General features: G+C 69.9%; 15 protein-coding genes. 6 read left to right on the top strand and 9 right to left on the bottom strand.

Annotation, left to right across the window (positions count from 1 at the left end; all coding sequences use genetic code 11):
- Window positions 1-5: 5 nt before the first annotated feature.
- From ACIREE_RS02940 to ACIREE_RS02925, 4 genes are all read right to left on the bottom strand, one after another.
- Window positions 6-1,961: a galactose oxidase-like domain-containing protein gene (locus ACIREE_RS02940; RefSeq protein ID WP_404145209.1), complete on the bottom strand. Its 1,956-nt coding sequence runs from the start codon at window positions 1,959-1,961 to the stop codon at window positions 6-8.
- Between the two features lie 27 nt (window positions 1,962-1,988).
- Complete coding sequence (locus ACIREE_RS02935; RefSeq protein ID WP_404145207.1) at window positions 1,989-3,746, bottom strand: glycosyltransferase family 2 protein; 1,758 nt, start codon at window positions 3,744-3,746, stop codon at window positions 1,989-1,991.
- 125 nt (window positions 3,747-3,871) lie between these two features.
- Window positions 3,872-4,168, bottom strand: a complete 297-nt coding sequence (locus ACIREE_RS02930; protein WP_363195895.1) for an MTH1187 family thiamine-binding protein — start codon at window positions 4,166-4,168, stop codon at window positions 3,872-3,874.
- Complete coding sequence (locus ACIREE_RS02925) at window positions 4,165-4,518, bottom strand: DUF3817 domain-containing protein (protein ID WP_404145206.1); 354 nt, start codon at window positions 4,516-4,518, stop codon at window positions 4,165-4,167. The genes ACIREE_RS02930 and ACIREE_RS02925 overlap by 4 nt, the downstream gene beginning before the upstream one ends.
- 201 nt (window positions 4,519-4,719) lie before the next feature.
- Between ACIREE_RS02925 and ACIREE_RS02920 the strand changes: the two genes are divergently transcribed.
- The 4 genes from ACIREE_RS02920 (at window position 4,720) to ACIREE_RS02905 (ending at window position 7,389) form a co-directional block, all read left to right on the top strand.
- On the top strand, window positions 4,720-5,358 hold the full coding sequence (locus ACIREE_RS02920; RefSeq protein ID WP_404145204.1) for an AIM24 family protein: 639 nt from the start codon (window positions 4,720-4,722) through the stop codon (window positions 5,356-5,358).
- A 1-nt stretch (window position 5,359) separates the two neighbouring features.
- Complete coding sequence (locus ACIREE_RS02915) at window positions 5,360-6,010, top strand: AIM24 family protein (RefSeq protein ID WP_404145350.1); 651 nt, start codon at window positions 5,360-5,362, stop codon at window positions 6,008-6,010.
- A 23-nt stretch (window positions 6,011-6,033) separates the two neighbouring features.
- Complete coding sequence (locus ACIREE_RS02910) at window positions 6,034-6,783, top strand: AIM24 family protein (protein WP_404145202.1); 750 nt, start codon at window positions 6,034-6,036, stop codon at window positions 6,781-6,783.
- 129 nt (window positions 6,784-6,912) lie between these two features.
- Complete coding sequence (locus tag ACIREE_RS02905; RefSeq protein WP_404145201.1) at window positions 6,913-7,389, top strand: MarR family winged helix-turn-helix transcriptional regulator; 477 nt, start codon at window positions 6,913-6,915, stop codon at window positions 7,387-7,389.
- 90 nt (window positions 7,390-7,479) lie between these two features.
- Here ACIREE_RS02905 and ACIREE_RS02900 read toward each other — a convergent pair whose 3' ends face one another.
- Entirely contained in the window at window positions 7,480-8,910 is a 1,431-nt protein-coding gene (locus tag ACIREE_RS02900; RefSeq protein ID WP_404145199.1) for an ATP-binding protein, read from the bottom strand.
- Complete coding sequence (locus ACIREE_RS02895; RefSeq protein WP_404145197.1) at window positions 8,907-9,578, bottom strand: response regulator transcription factor; 672 nt, start codon at window positions 9,576-9,578, stop codon at window positions 8,907-8,909. The genes ACIREE_RS02900 and ACIREE_RS02895 overlap by 4 nt, the downstream gene beginning before the upstream one ends.
- A 139-nt stretch (window positions 9,579-9,717) precedes the next feature.
- Between ACIREE_RS02895 and ACIREE_RS02890 the strand changes: the two genes are divergently transcribed.
- Window positions 9,718-10,362 carry a PepSY domain-containing protein gene (locus ACIREE_RS02890; protein WP_404145195.1) on the top strand — a complete coding sequence of 215 codons (645 nt, stop codon included), beginning with the start codon at window positions 9,718-9,720 and terminating at the stop codon, window positions 10,360-10,362.
- On the opposite strand, the gene ACIREE_RS02885 is transcribed toward ACIREE_RS02890, so the two are convergent.
- The 3 genes from ACIREE_RS02885 to ACIREE_RS02875 all read right to left on the bottom strand — a co-directional run bounded on the left by ACIREE_RS02885 (window position 10,320) and on the right by ACIREE_RS02875 (window position 13,967).
- A complete protein-coding gene (locus ACIREE_RS02885; RefSeq protein ID WP_404145193.1) occupies window positions 10,320-11,621 on the bottom strand; it encodes an MFS transporter in 1,302 nt (433 codons plus the stop codon). The two genes, ACIREE_RS02890 and ACIREE_RS02885, sit on opposite strands and share 43 nt — an antisense overlap.
- A 139-nt stretch (window positions 11,622-11,760) precedes the next feature.
- Entirely contained in the window at window positions 11,761-12,717 is a 957-nt protein-coding gene (gene meaB, locus ACIREE_RS02880) for a methylmalonyl Co-A mutase-associated GTPase MeaB (RefSeq protein ID WP_404145191.1), read from the bottom strand.
- 47 nt (window positions 12,718-12,764) lie between these two features.
- Window positions 12,765-13,967, bottom strand: a complete 1,203-nt coding sequence (locus ACIREE_RS02875; protein ID WP_404145189.1) for an acetyl-CoA C-acetyltransferase — start codon at window positions 13,965-13,967, stop codon at window positions 12,765-12,767.
- A 138-nt stretch (window positions 13,968-14,105) separates the two neighbouring features.
- Here ACIREE_RS02875 and mce point away from each other — a divergent pair, with 138 nt between their 5' ends.
- The gene (mce, locus tag ACIREE_RS02870; protein ID WP_404145188.1) at window positions 14,106-14,546 is read left to right on the top strand and encodes a methylmalonyl-CoA epimerase; all 441 of its coding nucleotides are present in this window, start codon (window positions 14,106-14,108) and stop codon (window positions 14,544-14,546) included.
- Window positions 14,547-14,554 lie beyond the last annotated feature (8 nt).

Genomic DNA, 14,554 nt, shown 5'->3' with positions numbered 1-14,554 from the left:
CGGGGTCACTTCACCTGGAGCCACTTCGCCTCTGAGGTCACACCGTCCGCGTCCGACACGAACAGCATGTACCAGCCCGGCGGAACCAGCGTCGGGTCCCGGGGGACGTCGACCGTCACCGAACCGGCGGTCTTCGTCAGGCCCAGTGCGATCGAGCGCTGCTCCACGTCCGTCGTGTGCGTCACGGAGGACGGCCGCAGCAGCCTCGCCCTGACGATCCGGTCGGCGTGCTCCGTCCGGTACGTCGCCCTGCCGTCCGCCGGAAGGATCTCGGGGCCCGCGCCGAGCCCGGGGCGTTTGCCTGCGCCGCGGTGCAGCGCGGGCGGCGTGTAGATCTCCATGCGCTGCTCGAAGTGGCCGAGCTTGGTGTTCTGTTCGTTGTCGTAGAGCGGGTCGGAGCCGAAGGTGGCCACGCGTCCGTCGGGCAGCAGCAGCGCCTCGGAGTGGTAGTTGCGGCCGACCCTGGGGGACGCGGCGTCGTGGAACGCGTTGTCCGCGGGGTTGTAGAACTGCGCCTTGAGGATGTTGCTGGCGCTGCGCCCGCGGTAGTCGGAGGAGCCGTTCGTGGTGAAGACGGAGTCGTCCGGCATGATGACGCTGTTCAAGTACCGCGTGCCCTGCGGGAGTTGGGGGCCGGTCCGGAAGGACGGGCTGTCCTTCTTCAGGTCCACCACCGCCGTGCGTGAGGTGGCCCTCTCGGACTCGCCGACGCCACCGCCGCCAAGGATCATGACCTTCTGATCCTGCGCCGGAGGCAGCAGCAGCGACGCCGACGTCTCCGTCGCGTCCTGCTCGGTCAGGCCGGGCACCCGCTCGAACTTGTTCGTCCTGAGGTCCCACAGGCCCGGCACCCGGCCCTTGTCGGCGGGCCCGTACCCGGCGTTGGAGGCCGGGTAGAAGAGCTTGCCGCCCTTGGTCAGGAAGAGGGCGGGGTAGGTGGGGAAGTACCGCTTGGGCCCCATCGTCCACTTCTTGGTCCGCGGGTCGTAGATCTCGTTGTCGCCGGGGTCGATGACGCCGACGTCGTCGAGCCCGGACACGGCGAGCACCTTGCCGTCCTCCAGGCCGACCAGGGTCGGGTACCAGCGGGCCTTCGCCATCGGGTCCACGGGCAGGTACTTCTCGGCGACGGGATCGAACTCGTAGGCCGCCTTGATCCCCTGGAAGTCCTGCTTGTCCATGGTGATCTTCTCGGAGAGCCCGTACGCGTTCTCGGCGTCGTCGCCCCTGAGGCCCTCGATCTCGTACTGGGCCTGCTTGTCGGTGACGTACTCCTCGCCGTCGGCGGCCGCCTCGACGAAGACGCGGACCTCGCTCGCCTTGGTCCTCGTCCTCCACGGCTGCATGACGCCGGCCCGGTTGTACGTGACGTCGAAGGCGCGCTCGGCCTTGGGCACCGTCACGTCGAACTTGGAGCGGTACTCGACTCCCGACGGCGAGCGGAACGTGGTGCCCTTCTTCAGCACGAGCGGGCGGTCGGGGTTCTCGTTCTTGACGCGCATGCCGCCGCCGGCCCGCTTGACCTCACCGTCGAGCAGCTCGTAGCGGGCGGTGCCGCCCGCCACCAGGAGCCGCCCGTCCGGGAGTTGGGCGTGCCCCGAGCAGAAGAAGTCCTCGGGGGTGGCGATCTTCTTGAAGGTGTTCGCCGTGGGGTTCCACAGGATGGTGTCGAAGGACCCGGCGTCGAACTTCTTCTGCTCGTTGCCCGAACCGGCGACGATCAGCACCTTGCCGGTGTGCAGCAGCGTGGCGTGGATGGCGTTGGTGCGGAACTCCTGGGGGATGTCGAGCTGGGACCAGGAGCCGTACTCGGCCCGGTAGCCGGGCTGGGCGATCTTCCAGTCGTAGTACCGCTCGGAGGCGAAGTTCCAGGCGGCCGGGGCGTTCAGGCCGACGAGGAGGGCCACGCCGCCCGCTCCCAGGACCGTCTTGCGCATGCGCGCGGAAGGTCTGTACGACATCGGTCTGTAAGGCATCGGGGCCATTGCTCAGTTTCCTCCTGTGCCGGTCGTGCTGGAGACCGGCAGCGGCACGGCGAGGGGGCCCGGCTCCGGTTCGGCTTTGGGTGCGGGCGCGCGGCGGCGCTGCGTGGCCGCCCACACCACGGCCGGCGCGAGCGCGATGCACAGGGCGAGGACCGCCCACGTACGCATGGCCGCATGGGTGTGGTCGAGGACGACGGACGCCGCGAGCGAGGTCGCGAGGACGACCGCCCAGAAGATGTGGATGCGGAACGTCGGCAGCCGGTCGGGGCTCACGTCGCCGCCCTTGGGGGTGACGACGAAGCGGCTGGGACGGCCCAGCAGCGCCGCGCCGAGCGACCTCAGATAAATGGGAGCGGAGATCGCCGACATCGCCATGCCCGCGAGGCCGCCCGAGCCCTCGGGTTCGTGCGGGGAGACGTTGTGCCGCCGGTTCCACAGATAGAGGCCGATCTGGAGCGCGGCCGCGTCGCTGTAGAGCATCAGCCAGACGGCGGCGGAGACTTCCGTGCCGCTCGCCCCGAACCACAGGAACAGCACGCAACTGATCACGCCGAGCAGCCAGTTGACGGCCGTCATGGGGTAGTAGACGAGCATCATCGTGTACGAGAAGAGGCGGCCCGGCGGCATCGTGAAAGGTGCCTTCCAGTACTGCTTGAACAGCGTCTCGTACGTGCCGCGTGACCAGCGCATCTGCTGGGTGAAGAAGTCCGTCCAGGAGGCGGGGCCCTCGCCGACGGCGAGCACGTCGGGGGTGTAGACCGAGCGCCAGTTGTGGCCGGTGGCCGGGTTCTTGCGGCGGTGGATCTCGAAGCCGGTCGCCATGTCCTCGGTGACCGAGTCGACGAGCCCGCCGATCTGCTGGAGCGTGGAGATCCGCACGATGTTGTTGGTGCCGACGAACATGGGCGCCCGGTAGCGGTTGCCGGCCCGCTGGATCAGCGCGTGGAAGAGGAACTGCTGCGACTCGGCGGCCTTGGTGACCGGGGAGTCGTAGTTGCCGTAGACCTGCGGTCCGACGACGAACGCGATGTCCGGGTCGCGGAAGTAGCCGAGCATCCGCTGCAGGAACTCCGGAACGGGCACGTGGTCGGTGTCGACGGAGGCGAAGAAGTCGTAGTCGTCGCCGTGCATCGCGAGCCAGGCGTTGTAATTGCCGTGCTTGGTACGGGCCTTGTGGGGGCCCTTCTTCTGGTTCCACTCGGGGATGCCGCGCCGGGTGAAGTGCCGGACGCCGAGTTCGGTGCAGAGCGCCCTGGCGGCCTCGTCGTCGCCCTCGTCGAGGAGCCAGACGTCGAGCGGCCCGTCGTGTGTGACGCGCACGGCCCCTTCGAGGGTGGCCCGCACCATCGCGAGGGGTTCCTTGCCGGGGACGTACGTCGTGAGGAACGCGACCCGGGTGTCCTGCTCGGGGGTGACGGGGACGGGGTCCCTGGCCACGATCGTCGCGTGGGCGATCGAGAGGACGTTGACGAGCATGAACAGCTCGATGAGCCCGATCGCGACGAGCATCGCGATGTCGAGGGAGACGAGCCAGCTCTCGCCTCCCTCGCGTTCCACCCAGTGGGTGGGCCAGACGAGATAGACGAGCAGCACCCCGGTGAGCACGGGGGCCAGGGTCATCAGCAGGACGGCGCGTATTCGGTGGGGCGCGCGGGAGAGCAGCGATATGTACCGCACCTCGTAGCTGCCGCCGCCGGGCGGCTCGGTGAGCGGCCCGGCGAGCCTGCTGTACGTGTTGTAGTCATAGCCCTCAGGCCGCACAGCGCCCTCCAGGTTCTGGTGATCGAACGTGCCGATAACCTCACAAAAGGTGAGTTTTCTCGGCGTGTCGAACCAGAGGGCGCATGCGAGTGAGGTAAAGGGCCTCTGTCCAGGACGCGGACGGCTCAGCCGTCGGCGAGGTGCCGCTCCACGGTCGCCACCTTCGAGGACAGACCGTCGGTGACCCCGGGCCTGATGTCCGCCTTCAGCACCACAGAGACCCGGGGCGCCCGCGCCTCGACCGTGGCGACGGCGCGCTTGACGACGTCCATGACCTCGTCCCAGTCGCCTTCGATGGAGGTGAACATCGCGTCGGTGTGGTTCGGGAGGCCGGATTCGCGGACCACGCGGACCGCGTCGGCCACGTACTCCCCTACGTCCTCGCCGACCCCGAGGGGGGTCACGGAGAAGGCGACGATCATGCGTTCACGATCCCTTCCTGGCGGGCGCGGGCGGCGATCGCCAGGTTGACCGCGTTGTCCGCCTCGCGCTTGAGCTTGCGCTCGGCGAAGAAGCCGCCGGTCGGCAGGACGGAGAGGATGAAGTAGAGCGCGGCGCGGCCGAAGCTCCACTTCGTACGGTTCCAGGCGTCCAGCCAGAAGAGCACGTAGAGCACGAACAGCACACCGTGCACCATGCCCATGACCGGCACCGCGTTGAACTCGGTCGTGCGCTTCAGGACCGAGCAGACGATGAGCAGGAGGAACGAGACGGCCTCGGGCGCGGAGACCAGGCGGAGGCGGCGGAGGGCGGAGGCGGTCTTGATGTCCACGGGGCACCTTCGGCAGAAGCGGCGGGCGGGCGTTGGTACGGGCTGTTGGTACGGGTGTCGGTACAGGGTGTTACTGCGTGCGGTGATGCAGGCGGTGATGCGCACGTTGATCTTGTGAATGTGCGCACAAGCGTTTCTCATTGTGGCATCGCCTCCTACGGGGCCTGTCGGCGGGCTCCCCGGGGCGGCTACCTTCGACGCGTGGCAACGTTCCGGCTCCAGGGCAGCAAGATGCTCGCCGTCGACATGACGGGCGACAGCGTGAAGGCGAAGAACGGCTCGATGGTCGCGTACGACGGCCGGATGGCGTTCAAGAAGCTGAGCGGGGGTGGCGAGGGGGTACGAGGGATGGTGACGCGCCGCATCACCGGCGAGCAGATGGTGGTGATGGAAGTGAAGGGGCAGGGGACCTGCTGGTTCGCCGACCGGGCCAGTGAGATCAATCTGGTCGCGTTGCGCGGGGACAAGCTGTACGTCGAGTCGAGCAATCTGCTGTGCACGGATGCGAACCTGCGGACCGGCACCTCCTTCACCGGGATGCGCGGCGCCTCGCAGGGCAACGGCCTGTTCACGACGACCGTCGAGGGGCACGGGCAGGCGGCGATCATGAGTGACGGCCCGGCCGTGGTCCTCCGGGTCAACCGTGACTACCCGCTGACCGTCGACCCGGGCGCGTACATCGCGCACCAGGGCAATCTGCACCAGTCGTTCCAGGCGGGCGTCACCTTCCGTACCTTCCTGGGCGAGGGCGGTGGCGAGGCGTTCCAGATCCGGTTCGAGGGCGACGGGCTCGTCTACGTACAGCCCAGTGAGCGCAACACGATCGCGGGGGATGTGTGAGATGCCCTTCCGTGAGATCAACTCCAAGGTGATCGAGGCGGCCGTCCTGCCAGGTCAGCGCCTCTACAGCCAGCGCGGCGCGATGCTCGCGTACAAGGGCGACGTCTCCTTCACGCCCAACGTCCAGGGCGGGCAGGGAGGGGTGATGTCCATGCTCGGGCGGCGGGTGGCCAATGAGGCGACGCCGCTGATGACCGTCGAGGGCAGCGGGACCGTGCTGTTCGGGCACGGCGGGCATCACGTGCAGGTGATCACGCTCTCCGGCGACACCCTGTACGTGGAGGCGGACCGGCTGCTCGCCTTCGACGGGACGCTGCAGCAGGGCACGATGTTCATGGGCGCGCAGGGCGGCGTCATGGGCATGGTGCGCGGGCAGGTCACCGGGCAGGGGCTGTTCACGACGACGCTCAAGGGCCAGGGGTCCGTGGCCGTGATGGCGCACGGCGGCATCATCGAGGTGCCGATCTCGCCGCAGAACCCGGTGCACGTCGACCCCCAGGCGTACGTCGCCCATCACGGGGACGTGCGCAACAAGCTGTCCACGGCCCTCGGCTGGCGGGACATGGTGGGCCGCGGCAGCGGCGAGGCGTTCCAGCTGGAGCTCAGCGGGAGCGGTGCGGTGTACGTCCAGGCCTCGGAGGAGAAGCTGTGACCGGCCCTGTGGTCTTCGACCCCATGACGCTGCCCGTCGACGACAACGTCAACGCGTACACCTTCTGCGTGGAACTCAAGAGCAGCCAGTGGTTCCTGCAGAAGGGCAAGATGATCGCCTACTACGGGCGGATGGAGTTCAACGGCATCGGGCACGGCCGGCTCGACCGGCTCGTGCGCACCTCGTTCCATTCGCCGCTGCACGCGAGCGACTGGGTGGTGGCGGAGGGCAGCGGCAAGATGCTCCTCGCGGACCGGGCCTTCGACGTGAACTCGTACGACCTGGACGACGGCAACCTGACCATCCGCGCGGGCAATCTGCTCGCTTTTCAGCCAACTCTCGCGCTCAAGCAATCGATTGTGCCGGGGTTTCTGACACTCATTGGCACCGGCAAATTCGTCGCCGCTTCGAACGGCCCCGTGGTCTTCATGGAACCGCCGTTGCGCGTGGACCCACAGGCTCTGGTCGGCTGGGCCGACTGTCCGTCGCCGTGCCATCACTACGACCACGCGTACCTGACGGGCGTGATCGGCGGTCTACGTGCGATGACGGGCGTCGGCGGGGTCTCCGGCGAGGAGCACCAGTTCGAGTTCGTGGGTGCGGGGACGGTGCTTCTGCAGTCCAGCGAGGCGTTGATGCCCGAGCGCTCGACGGGTGACGTGCCTCACCAGGCGGGCGTGCCCGGCGGCGGGCCGGGCGCGGGCCCGGGCCAATCGGCGGCACCGCGCCTTCCCGGACAGCTCGGAGACCTCCAGCGTCGCTTCGGGCTGTGAGCGGTAGTCTGCGGAGTGTGACGTCGAACGCGTGACCCCTTTTCGTGAGTCCTTGAGCACAGCTGGGGTGTGAGGTGTCACAGCCCCCACATTCGTTCGCTTTTCAACTTCTTAGGTAGAATCGATTTCATGGAGACCGAAACTGCCACGCCGTGGCTGACCGACGAGGAACAGTGCGCCTGGCGCACCCACCTGGAGGTCAACAGGCTGCTGAACTATCAGCTGGAAAGGGATCTCCAGCCCTTCGGCCTGACGATGAACGACTACGAGATCCTGGTGAACCTCTCCGAGGCCGAGGGGCTCCGGATGCGGATGAGCGACCTGGCTGCGGCGACCCTGCAGTCCAAGAGCCGGCTCTCGCACCAGATCACCCGCATGGAGAACGCGGGCCTGGTACGCCGTGAGAACTGCGAGTCGGACCGGCGCGGCCTCTATACCGTACTCACCGACTTCGGCCTGGAGACCATGCAGAAGGTCGCCCCGCACCATGTGGCGTCCGTGCGGCAGCACTTCGTCGACCTCGTCGCGCCGGAGGACCTCGGCAACCTCCACAAGGCGCTCACGCCCATCGCCGACCACCTGCGTTCGCAGCGCGGCAAACCGTGACACCTGCGAATTCCCGGGACCACGGAGGACCGCCGACTTCCCCCGTGACCCAACTTTTCCGCACGTTTTTCCCCAGCTGACGGCCGGCCCTCAAGGGCACCGGCCCAGCGGAAGCCCGAGTTCGAAAAGGGCTCCGCCGCCCGGCGCGGCGCGCACCGTCAGCGTGCCGCCGTGCCGCGCGGCCACGTCCCGGGCGATGGCGAGGCCGAGGCCCGCACCGCCGCCGTCCCGGGAACGTGCGTCGTCGAGCCGTACGAACCGCTCGAAGATCCGCTCCCGCTCGCCCTCCGGCACGCCGTCGCCGTCGTCCGCGACCGTGAGCACCACCCGGCTCCCCGCGGCGCCCGCGGCGCCCTTGCTGGACATCGCGACCTGCACGCCGGTACGGGCGTGCCGCTGCGCGTTGTCCAGCAGATTGCCGAGCACCCGCGCCAACTGGCTCCGGGATCCCGCGACTTGAGCGCCACCCGTGATTTCTGCGGTGATCGGGTGACGGTCGCCGGTGCGCTGCGAAAGCTCCTCGCGGACCAACGCCGCGAGATCGACCTCGGCGCCGCCGGGCTTCTCCCCCGCGTCGAGCCGGGCAAGGAGCAGCAGATCGGCGGCGAGCTCCTGCAGTCGTACGGTGTCCTCGACGGCGCCCCCCACATCGAGCAACCCGGGGTGCGCGGCGCCGACTTCGAGCTGGGTCCGCAGACTGGCGATCGGGCTGCGCAGCTCGTGCGAGGCGTCCGCGACGAACCGGCGCTGCCGCTCCACGGAATCCTCCAGAGCCGCGAGGGTCTCGTTCGTCGTCCGCGCGAGCCGTGCCACCTCGTCGTGCGTCCCCGGCTCCGGCACCCGGCGCGCCAGGTCCTGGGACGCGGTGATGGCGGCCATCTCGGCGCGGATGCCCTCGACGGGCCGCAGCGCGCGCCGCGTCACCAGCCAGGTGACGCCGCCGACGACCACGAGCAGCACCGGGAAACCGATCAGCATCGAGGTCAACGCCGTGGAGACAGCGCTCTGTTGGGCCGAGAGGGGGGCGCCCGCATACACGGTCAGGGTGCCGTACGCGGTGTCCTCCACCTCGACGGCGGCGAACCGGTAGTCGGCACTGTCCCCGTCGACGGTCGCGCTGCCTTCGCTGTAGTCGGTCGAGTCGGAGACCTTGCCACTGTCGTCGCCGCCGTGGTCGTCCCCGTCGTCGTCGGTCCGGGCCCGGACGGGCTTCACCGCATCCGTACCGGCGCCACTGATCCGTTCCAGGTCCTCGGATGCGGCCACCAACCTGCCGTCGTCGTCGACGACTTGCACCGGCTGGTCCTCATCATCCAGGTCGAGGGCGCCGGGCGCGGTACCGGTGGCCAGGGACGTGGCGACACGGTGCGCGCCCGAGTCGGCGGCGCTGCCCGCCTGCTCGGTGAGGTTGGAGCGCAGGGCGAGCAGTACGGCGGTGCCGGCCGCCAGCAGGGCGACGGCGACGACGAGGGTTGCGGCGAGCGCCGCGCGCGCTCTTACGGAGCCGAGGACCCGCCTCACCTGGGGATCTCCAGCCTGTATCCGGCTCCGCGCACGGTGTGGATGAGGGAGGCGCCGAGCTTGCGGCGCAGGGCGCTGACGTACACCTCGACGATGTTCGGATCGCCGTCGTACGCGAAGTCCCATACGTGGTCGAGGATGTCGCCCTTGGACACCACCTCACCGGCGCGCTGCACGAGCTGCTCCAGGACGGAGAACTCCTTGGCGGTCAGGGCGACTTCGCCGTCCTCGGCGTGGGTGACGCGGCGTGCCGCGGTGTCCACCGCGTACGGTCCGACGGTGTGCACGGGCGAGGCGCTGCCCGCGCTCCCCCGGCGCCGCAGCAGCGCTTTCACGCGGGCGACGAGGACGACGTACGAGAACGGTTTCGTCAGGTAGTCGTCGGCGCCCGTGTCGAGCCCTTCCGCCTCGTCGTACTCGCCGTCCTTGGCGGTCAGCATCAGGATCGGCACGTCGTCGCCCGCGGCGCGCAGGGCGGCGCAGACCCGGTAGCCGTTCATGCCCGGCAGCATGATGTCGAGGACGACCAGGTCGTACGTTCCCTCGCTCGCCCGGTGCAGCCCTTCGAGGCCGTCGTGGACCACGTCGACGGCGTAGCCCTCCGCGGTGAGCCCCTTGGCCAGCGACAGGGCGAGCCGCTTCTCGTCCTCGATTATCAGCAAGCGCATGTCGGTCAGGGTCGCAGGTCGAGCCTGAAGAAACCTTCAGGCTCCTTCAGCGGGGCTTCAGGGTCACTCGGGCAGGTTGGTTCCCGTCGCGCCGAGCACCACCAAAAGCGCGGCACCGGACGACGAACTGGAGAACCTCATGAAGCGCCGTACGACCGCCATCGCCGCCATCACCGCCGTCGCCCTGCTGGGAGCGGGCACCGCCACCACCGTGGCCGTCGCCGACAGCGGCTCGTCGGGCTCGTCGGGCTCGCACTCCAGTGTGCGGATCAAGGACGACGGCGTCAGCGACGCGCAGGAGAACACGAACGAGGCGAAGGGCGCCAAGGTCAAGGCCGAGGACGCGATCGCCGCCGCGCTGAAGCACACGCCGGGCGTCGCCGTGGGCGCCGACCTCGACTCCGACGACGGCCGCCTGGTCTGGGAGGTCGACGTCATCGGCTCCGGCAACACCTGGCACGACGTCGACGTCGACCCCGGCACCGGCAAGGTGCTCGGCTCCCATGTCGAGAAGGCCGATGACGATGACGCCGGTGACGCGGCGCGGGTCGCCTCCGCGCTGAAGGGGGCCTCCACGTCCGCGGAGGACGCGGCTCGCGCCGCGGCCTCCAAGGGGACGGTGACCTCCGTGGACGCGGACGACGACGGCTCGGTCAAGGTGTGGGAGGTCGAGACGACCTCCGCCGACGGGAAGCAGCAGGACTGGCACGTCGACTTCCAGTCGGGTGCGGTGTCGGTGGATCACTCCGCGGGTGACGCGGGTGACGACGGCGACGACGACTGAGGGGTTTTGGACGGTCGTCCCGAGCTGGGAGCGCGGGTCACGGGGCTCTGCCCCGGGCCCCGCTCCTCAATCGCCGGAGGGGCTTGGTTTTGCGGGGCTTGAGTTTTTGTCAGCGTGGTCAGGCCCGCCAGCAGCGGGGCCGTTGCCGCCGCCGCGAAGCACACGGGGAGCGGGTAGCGGCCCACCAGCAGGCCCACGCCGGCCGCGCCGCCCGAACTTCCCGCGTTCACCGCGGTGTTGACCCAGGCGCCCGCCTGGGTGCGCAGGCCCGGGTCCACCGCGTCGTCCGCGATGAGGTAGGCGGTCGTCAGTGCGGGCGCCACGAACAGGCCCACGCACGCCGCCGCCCCCGCGAGGGCGAGCAGCCCGGGGGCCAGGGCCGCCGCGCCCAGGGCCGCCGCGAGTCCGAGGGACAGCAGGGTCAGCCGGGAGCGGGCGGGGCGCCGCCAGTCGACGGCGCCGTTGGCGAGCCCGCCCACGGCGCTGCCCGCCGACAGGGCCGCCAGCACCCAGGCCGCCGCGTCGGCCCGCCCGCGGTCCTCGGCGAAGGCCAGCACGAGCAGATCGGCGGCGCCGAGCGCGATGCCGACCCCGAGCGTGACGATCACGGGCCGCCCGACCCGGCCCAGCACCTTCGCCCGCTCCTCCCGGTGACCCCGCCGGCCCGTCGGAGCCACCGCCCCCACCGCGGGCGAGGCCACGAACACCAGCGTGCCGGCCGCGACGAGCGCCGCGCTCAGGGCGACGCCGAACGCGGCGGGCGCGAACAGGACGAGCACGCCCACGATGAGCGGACCGGACACGAAGAGCAGCTCCTCCGCGACTCCGTCGAGGCTGTAGGCGCGCTGCAAAAGGCGTCGGTCGGGCAGGAGTTGGGACCACACTGTCCGCATCGTCGGACCGAGCGGCGGCATCGCGGCCCCCGCGCACAGGGCAAGGGCGACGAGCAGCCACCCGGGGACGCCGGGCCGCCAGGTCACGGCGGCGAGCACCCCGAGCAGGGCCGCGTATCCCAGGGCCATCGGGGTCAGCGCGCGGCGCGGCCCGTACCGGTCGATGAACCGGGCGCGCAGGGGCGAGAGAAAGACACCGGCGGCGCCGAACAGCGCCATGACGGTGCCCGCGACGGCGTAGGAGCCGGTGGCCGCCTTGGCCGCGAGCATCAGGGAGAGGGAGACGGTCCCGTACGAAAGGCGTCCGAGCAGGGCGGCGCCAAAGGTGCGCAGGGCATACGGGGTCCGCAGTACAGCGGCGTACATGATGGTTTTCCTCCGGGCATGCGAAAGAACTCAACGGGGCGTCGACGCACCGGAGTTCTAAGCACAGAGGAAATACATGCGGGTCAATCTAGCAGTGGCTCAGGACCCACAGAAGGTCTCAGGAGACAGCAGCTGGAACTCAGTTGCCGGTGATTCCCTCCACCAGTTCGTCCGCGGCCCGGTACGGATCCAGCTCGCCGGCCACGATCCGCTCGGCCAGCGCTCCGAGCCGCCGGTCCCCCGACAGATCGCCGATCCGCTCGCGCAGCGCGGTCACCGCGATCGTCTCCACCTCGCGGGCCGCGCGGGAGGCCCGGCGCTCGGCGAGCACTCCGCGCTCCTCCATCCACGCGCGGTGCTTCTCCAGCGCCTCGACGACCTCGTCGGTGCCCTCGCCGCGCGCCGCGACGGTCTTCACGATCGGGGGGCGCCAGTCGCCCGGCGCGCGGGCCTCGCCGAGGCCCAGCATGTGGTTCAGCTCGCGCGCGGTGGCGTCGGCGCCGTCCCGGTCGGCCTTGTTGACCACGTAGACGTCGCCGATCTCCAGGATTCCGGCCTTGGCCGCCTGGATGCCGTCGCCCATCCCGGGGGCGAGCAGCACGACGCTCGTGTCGGCCTGCGCGGCGATCTCGACCTCGGACTGGCCGACGCCCACGGTCTCCACCAGGACGATGTCGCAGCCGGCCGCGTCCAGCACCCGGATCGCCTGGGGCGCGGACCACGCGAGACCGCCGAGGTGCCCGCGGGTGGCCATCGAGCGGATGTAGACGCCCGGGTCGGAGGCGTGCTCGGACATCCGCACCCGGTCACCGAGGAGCGCGCCCCCGCTGAACGGCGAGGACGGGTCGACGGCCAGCACGCCGACCCGCTTCCCGGCCCGCCGGTACGCGCTGACCAGCGCCGATGTCGATGTCGACTTGCCGACGCCGGGTGAGCCGGTGAGCCCGACCACGTACGCGTTCCCGGTGAGCGGCGCGAGCGCGGCCATGACTTCACGCAGCTGCGGGGACGCCCCCTCCACCAGCGAGATCAGCCGGGCCACGGCGCGCGGCCTGCCCTCTCTCGCCTGGGCCACCAGCGTGGGGACGTCCTGCATCACAGCTCCGTTCACTCAGGCACGTACAGACAGCCGGGCAACAACGACTACGCCTTCGGTACCCGCACGACGAGCGCGTCACCCTGACCGCCGCCACCGCAGAGCGCGGCCGCGCCGACGCCGCCGCCGCGCCGCTTCAGCTCCAGGGCGAGGTGCAGCACGATGCGCGCGCCGGACATCCCGATCGGGTGGCCGAGGGCGATGGCGCCGCCGTTGACGTTCACCTTTTCCGAGGACACCCCGAGATCCTTCATTGACTGCACCGCGACGGCCGCGAACGCCTCGTTGATCTCGATCAGGTCGAGATCGCCGACCTCCAGGCCCTCCTTGTCCAGGGCGTGCCTGATCGCGTTCGACGGCTGCGACTGGAGCGAGTTGTCGGGGCCCGCCACGTTCCCGTGGGCGCCGATCTCGGCGATCCACTCCAGGCCGAGCTCCTGCGCCTTGGCCTTGCTCATCACGACCACGGCGGCGGCACCGTCCGAGATCTGCGACGACGTGCCGGCGGTGATCGTGCCGTCCTTGGCGAAGGCGGGGCGCAGCTTGGCGAGCGACTCCACCGTCGTCTCGGCGCGGATGCCCTCGTCCTTGCTGAACAGGACCGGGTCGCCCTTGCGCTGCGGGATCTCGACGGGCGTGATCTCGGCCTCGTACAGGCCGTTCTTCTGCGCGGCGGCGGCCCGCTGGTGGGAGAGGGCGGCGACCTCGTCCTGCGCGGGGCGGGCGATGCCGAGGCGGGTGTTGTGCTTCTCCGTCGAGGCGCCCATCGGGATGTCCTCGAAGGAGTCCGTCAGGCCGTCGTACGCCATCGCGTCGAGCATCTCGACCGCGCCGTACTTGTAGCCCTCGCGGGACTTGGGCAGCAGGTGCGGCGCGTTGGTCATGGACTCCTGGCCGCCGGCGACCACGATGTCGAACTCGCCGGCGCGGATGAGCTGGTCGGCGAGCGCGATCGCGTCGAGGCCCGACAGGCAGACCTTGTTGATCGTGAGCGCCGGCACGCTCATCGGGATGCCGGCCTTGACCGCGGCCTGGCGCGCCGGGATCTGCCCCGCCCCGGCCTGCAGCACCTGGCCCATGATCACGTACTGCACCTGGTCGCCACCGATACCCGCACGGTCGAGGGCGGCCTTGATCGCGAAGCCGCCCAGATCGGCTCCGGAGAATGACTTGAGGGACCCCAGCAGACGGCCCATGGGCGTGCGCGCGCCCGCGACGATCACTGAGGTGGTACCGGTCGTTCCAGACATGAGACACGGCCCCTTGAGGGAGGAGGAGTGAACGAGGGTTTACCCGAATGTACTGAGCGGTACGCCGCACGTCACCGCCCGGCAATTGTGATCGCGCGCACGTTGCGTAACCGCCGGGAACCGCGCTGCACTTACAGCATGCTGACGCGAATCGACCACATCGGGATCGCCTGTCACGACCTCGACGCGACCGTCGAGTTCTACCGGGCCACGTACGGCTTCGAGGTGTTCCACACCGAGGTCAACGAGGAGCAGGGCGTGCGCGAGGCCATGCTCAAGATCAATGAGACGAGCGACGGGGGCGCCTCCTACCTCCAGTTGCTCGAACCCACGCGCGAGGACTCCGCGGTGGGCAAGTGGCTGGCCAAGAACGGTGAGGGAGTGCACCACATCGCCTTCGGTACGGCGGATGTCGACGGCGATGCCGCGGACATCCGCGAGAAGGGTGTACGCGTTCTGTACGACGAGCCGCGACGGGGGTCGATGGGGTCCCGCATCACGTTCCTGCACCCCAAGGACTGCCACGGCGTGCTGACCGAACTCGTCACTGCTGCCCCACAGGAGTCGACGGAGCACTGACCTCCACA

The organism is Streptomyces sp. NPDC102467, from assembly GCF_044765445.1.
GTDB lineage: Bacteria > Actinomycetota > Actinomycetes > Streptomycetales > Streptomycetaceae > Streptomyces.
Note: the sequence above shows the minus strand (reverse complement) of the source record. Positions and strands in the feature narration are given on the sequence as shown.

Excerpts from the sequence above, each read along its gene's own strand:
- ACIREE_RS02905 (WP_404145201.1), top strand. The coding sequence starts at position 6,913 with ATGGAGACCGAAACTGCCACGCCGTGGCTGACCGACGAGGAACAGTGC.
- ACIREE_RS02895 (WP_404145197.1), bottom strand. The coding sequence starts at position 9,578 with ATGCGCTTGCTGATAATCGAGGACGAGAAGCGGCTCGCCCTGTCGCTG.
- ACIREE_RS02940 (WP_404145209.1), bottom strand. The coding sequence starts at position 1,961 with ATGTCGTACAGACCTTCCGCGCGCATGCGCAAGACGGTCCTGGGAGCG.
- meaB (WP_404145191.1), bottom strand. The coding sequence starts at position 12,717 with ATGCAGGACGTCCCCACGCTGGTGGCCCAGGCGAGAGAGGGCAGGCCG.
- ACIREE_RS02875 (WP_404145189.1), bottom strand. The coding sequence starts at position 13,967 with ATGTCTGGAACGACCGGTACCACCTCAGTGATCGTCGCGGGCGCGCGC.
- ACIREE_RS02915 (WP_404145350.1), top strand. The coding sequence starts at position 5,360 with ATGCCCTTCCGTGAGATCAACTCCAAGGTGATCGAGGCGGCCGTCCTG.
- ACIREE_RS02910 (WP_404145202.1), top strand. The coding sequence starts at position 6,034 with ATGACGCTGCCCGTCGACGACAACGTCAACGCGTACACCTTCTGCGTG.
- ACIREE_RS02885 (WP_404145193.1), bottom strand. The coding sequence starts at position 11,621 with ATGTACGCCGCTGTACTGCGGACCCCGTATGCCCTGCGCACCTTTGGC.
- mce (WP_404145188.1), top strand. The coding sequence starts at position 14,106 with ATGCTGACGCGAATCGACCACATCGGGATCGCCTGTCACGACCTCGAC.
- ACIREE_RS02890 (WP_404145195.1), top strand. The coding sequence starts at position 9,718 with ATGAAGCGCCGTACGACCGCCATCGCCGCCATCACCGCCGTCGCCCTG.
- ACIREE_RS02930 (WP_363195895.1), bottom strand. The coding sequence starts at position 4,168 with ATGATCGTCGCCTTCTCCGTGACCCCCCTCGGGGTCGGCGAGGACGTA.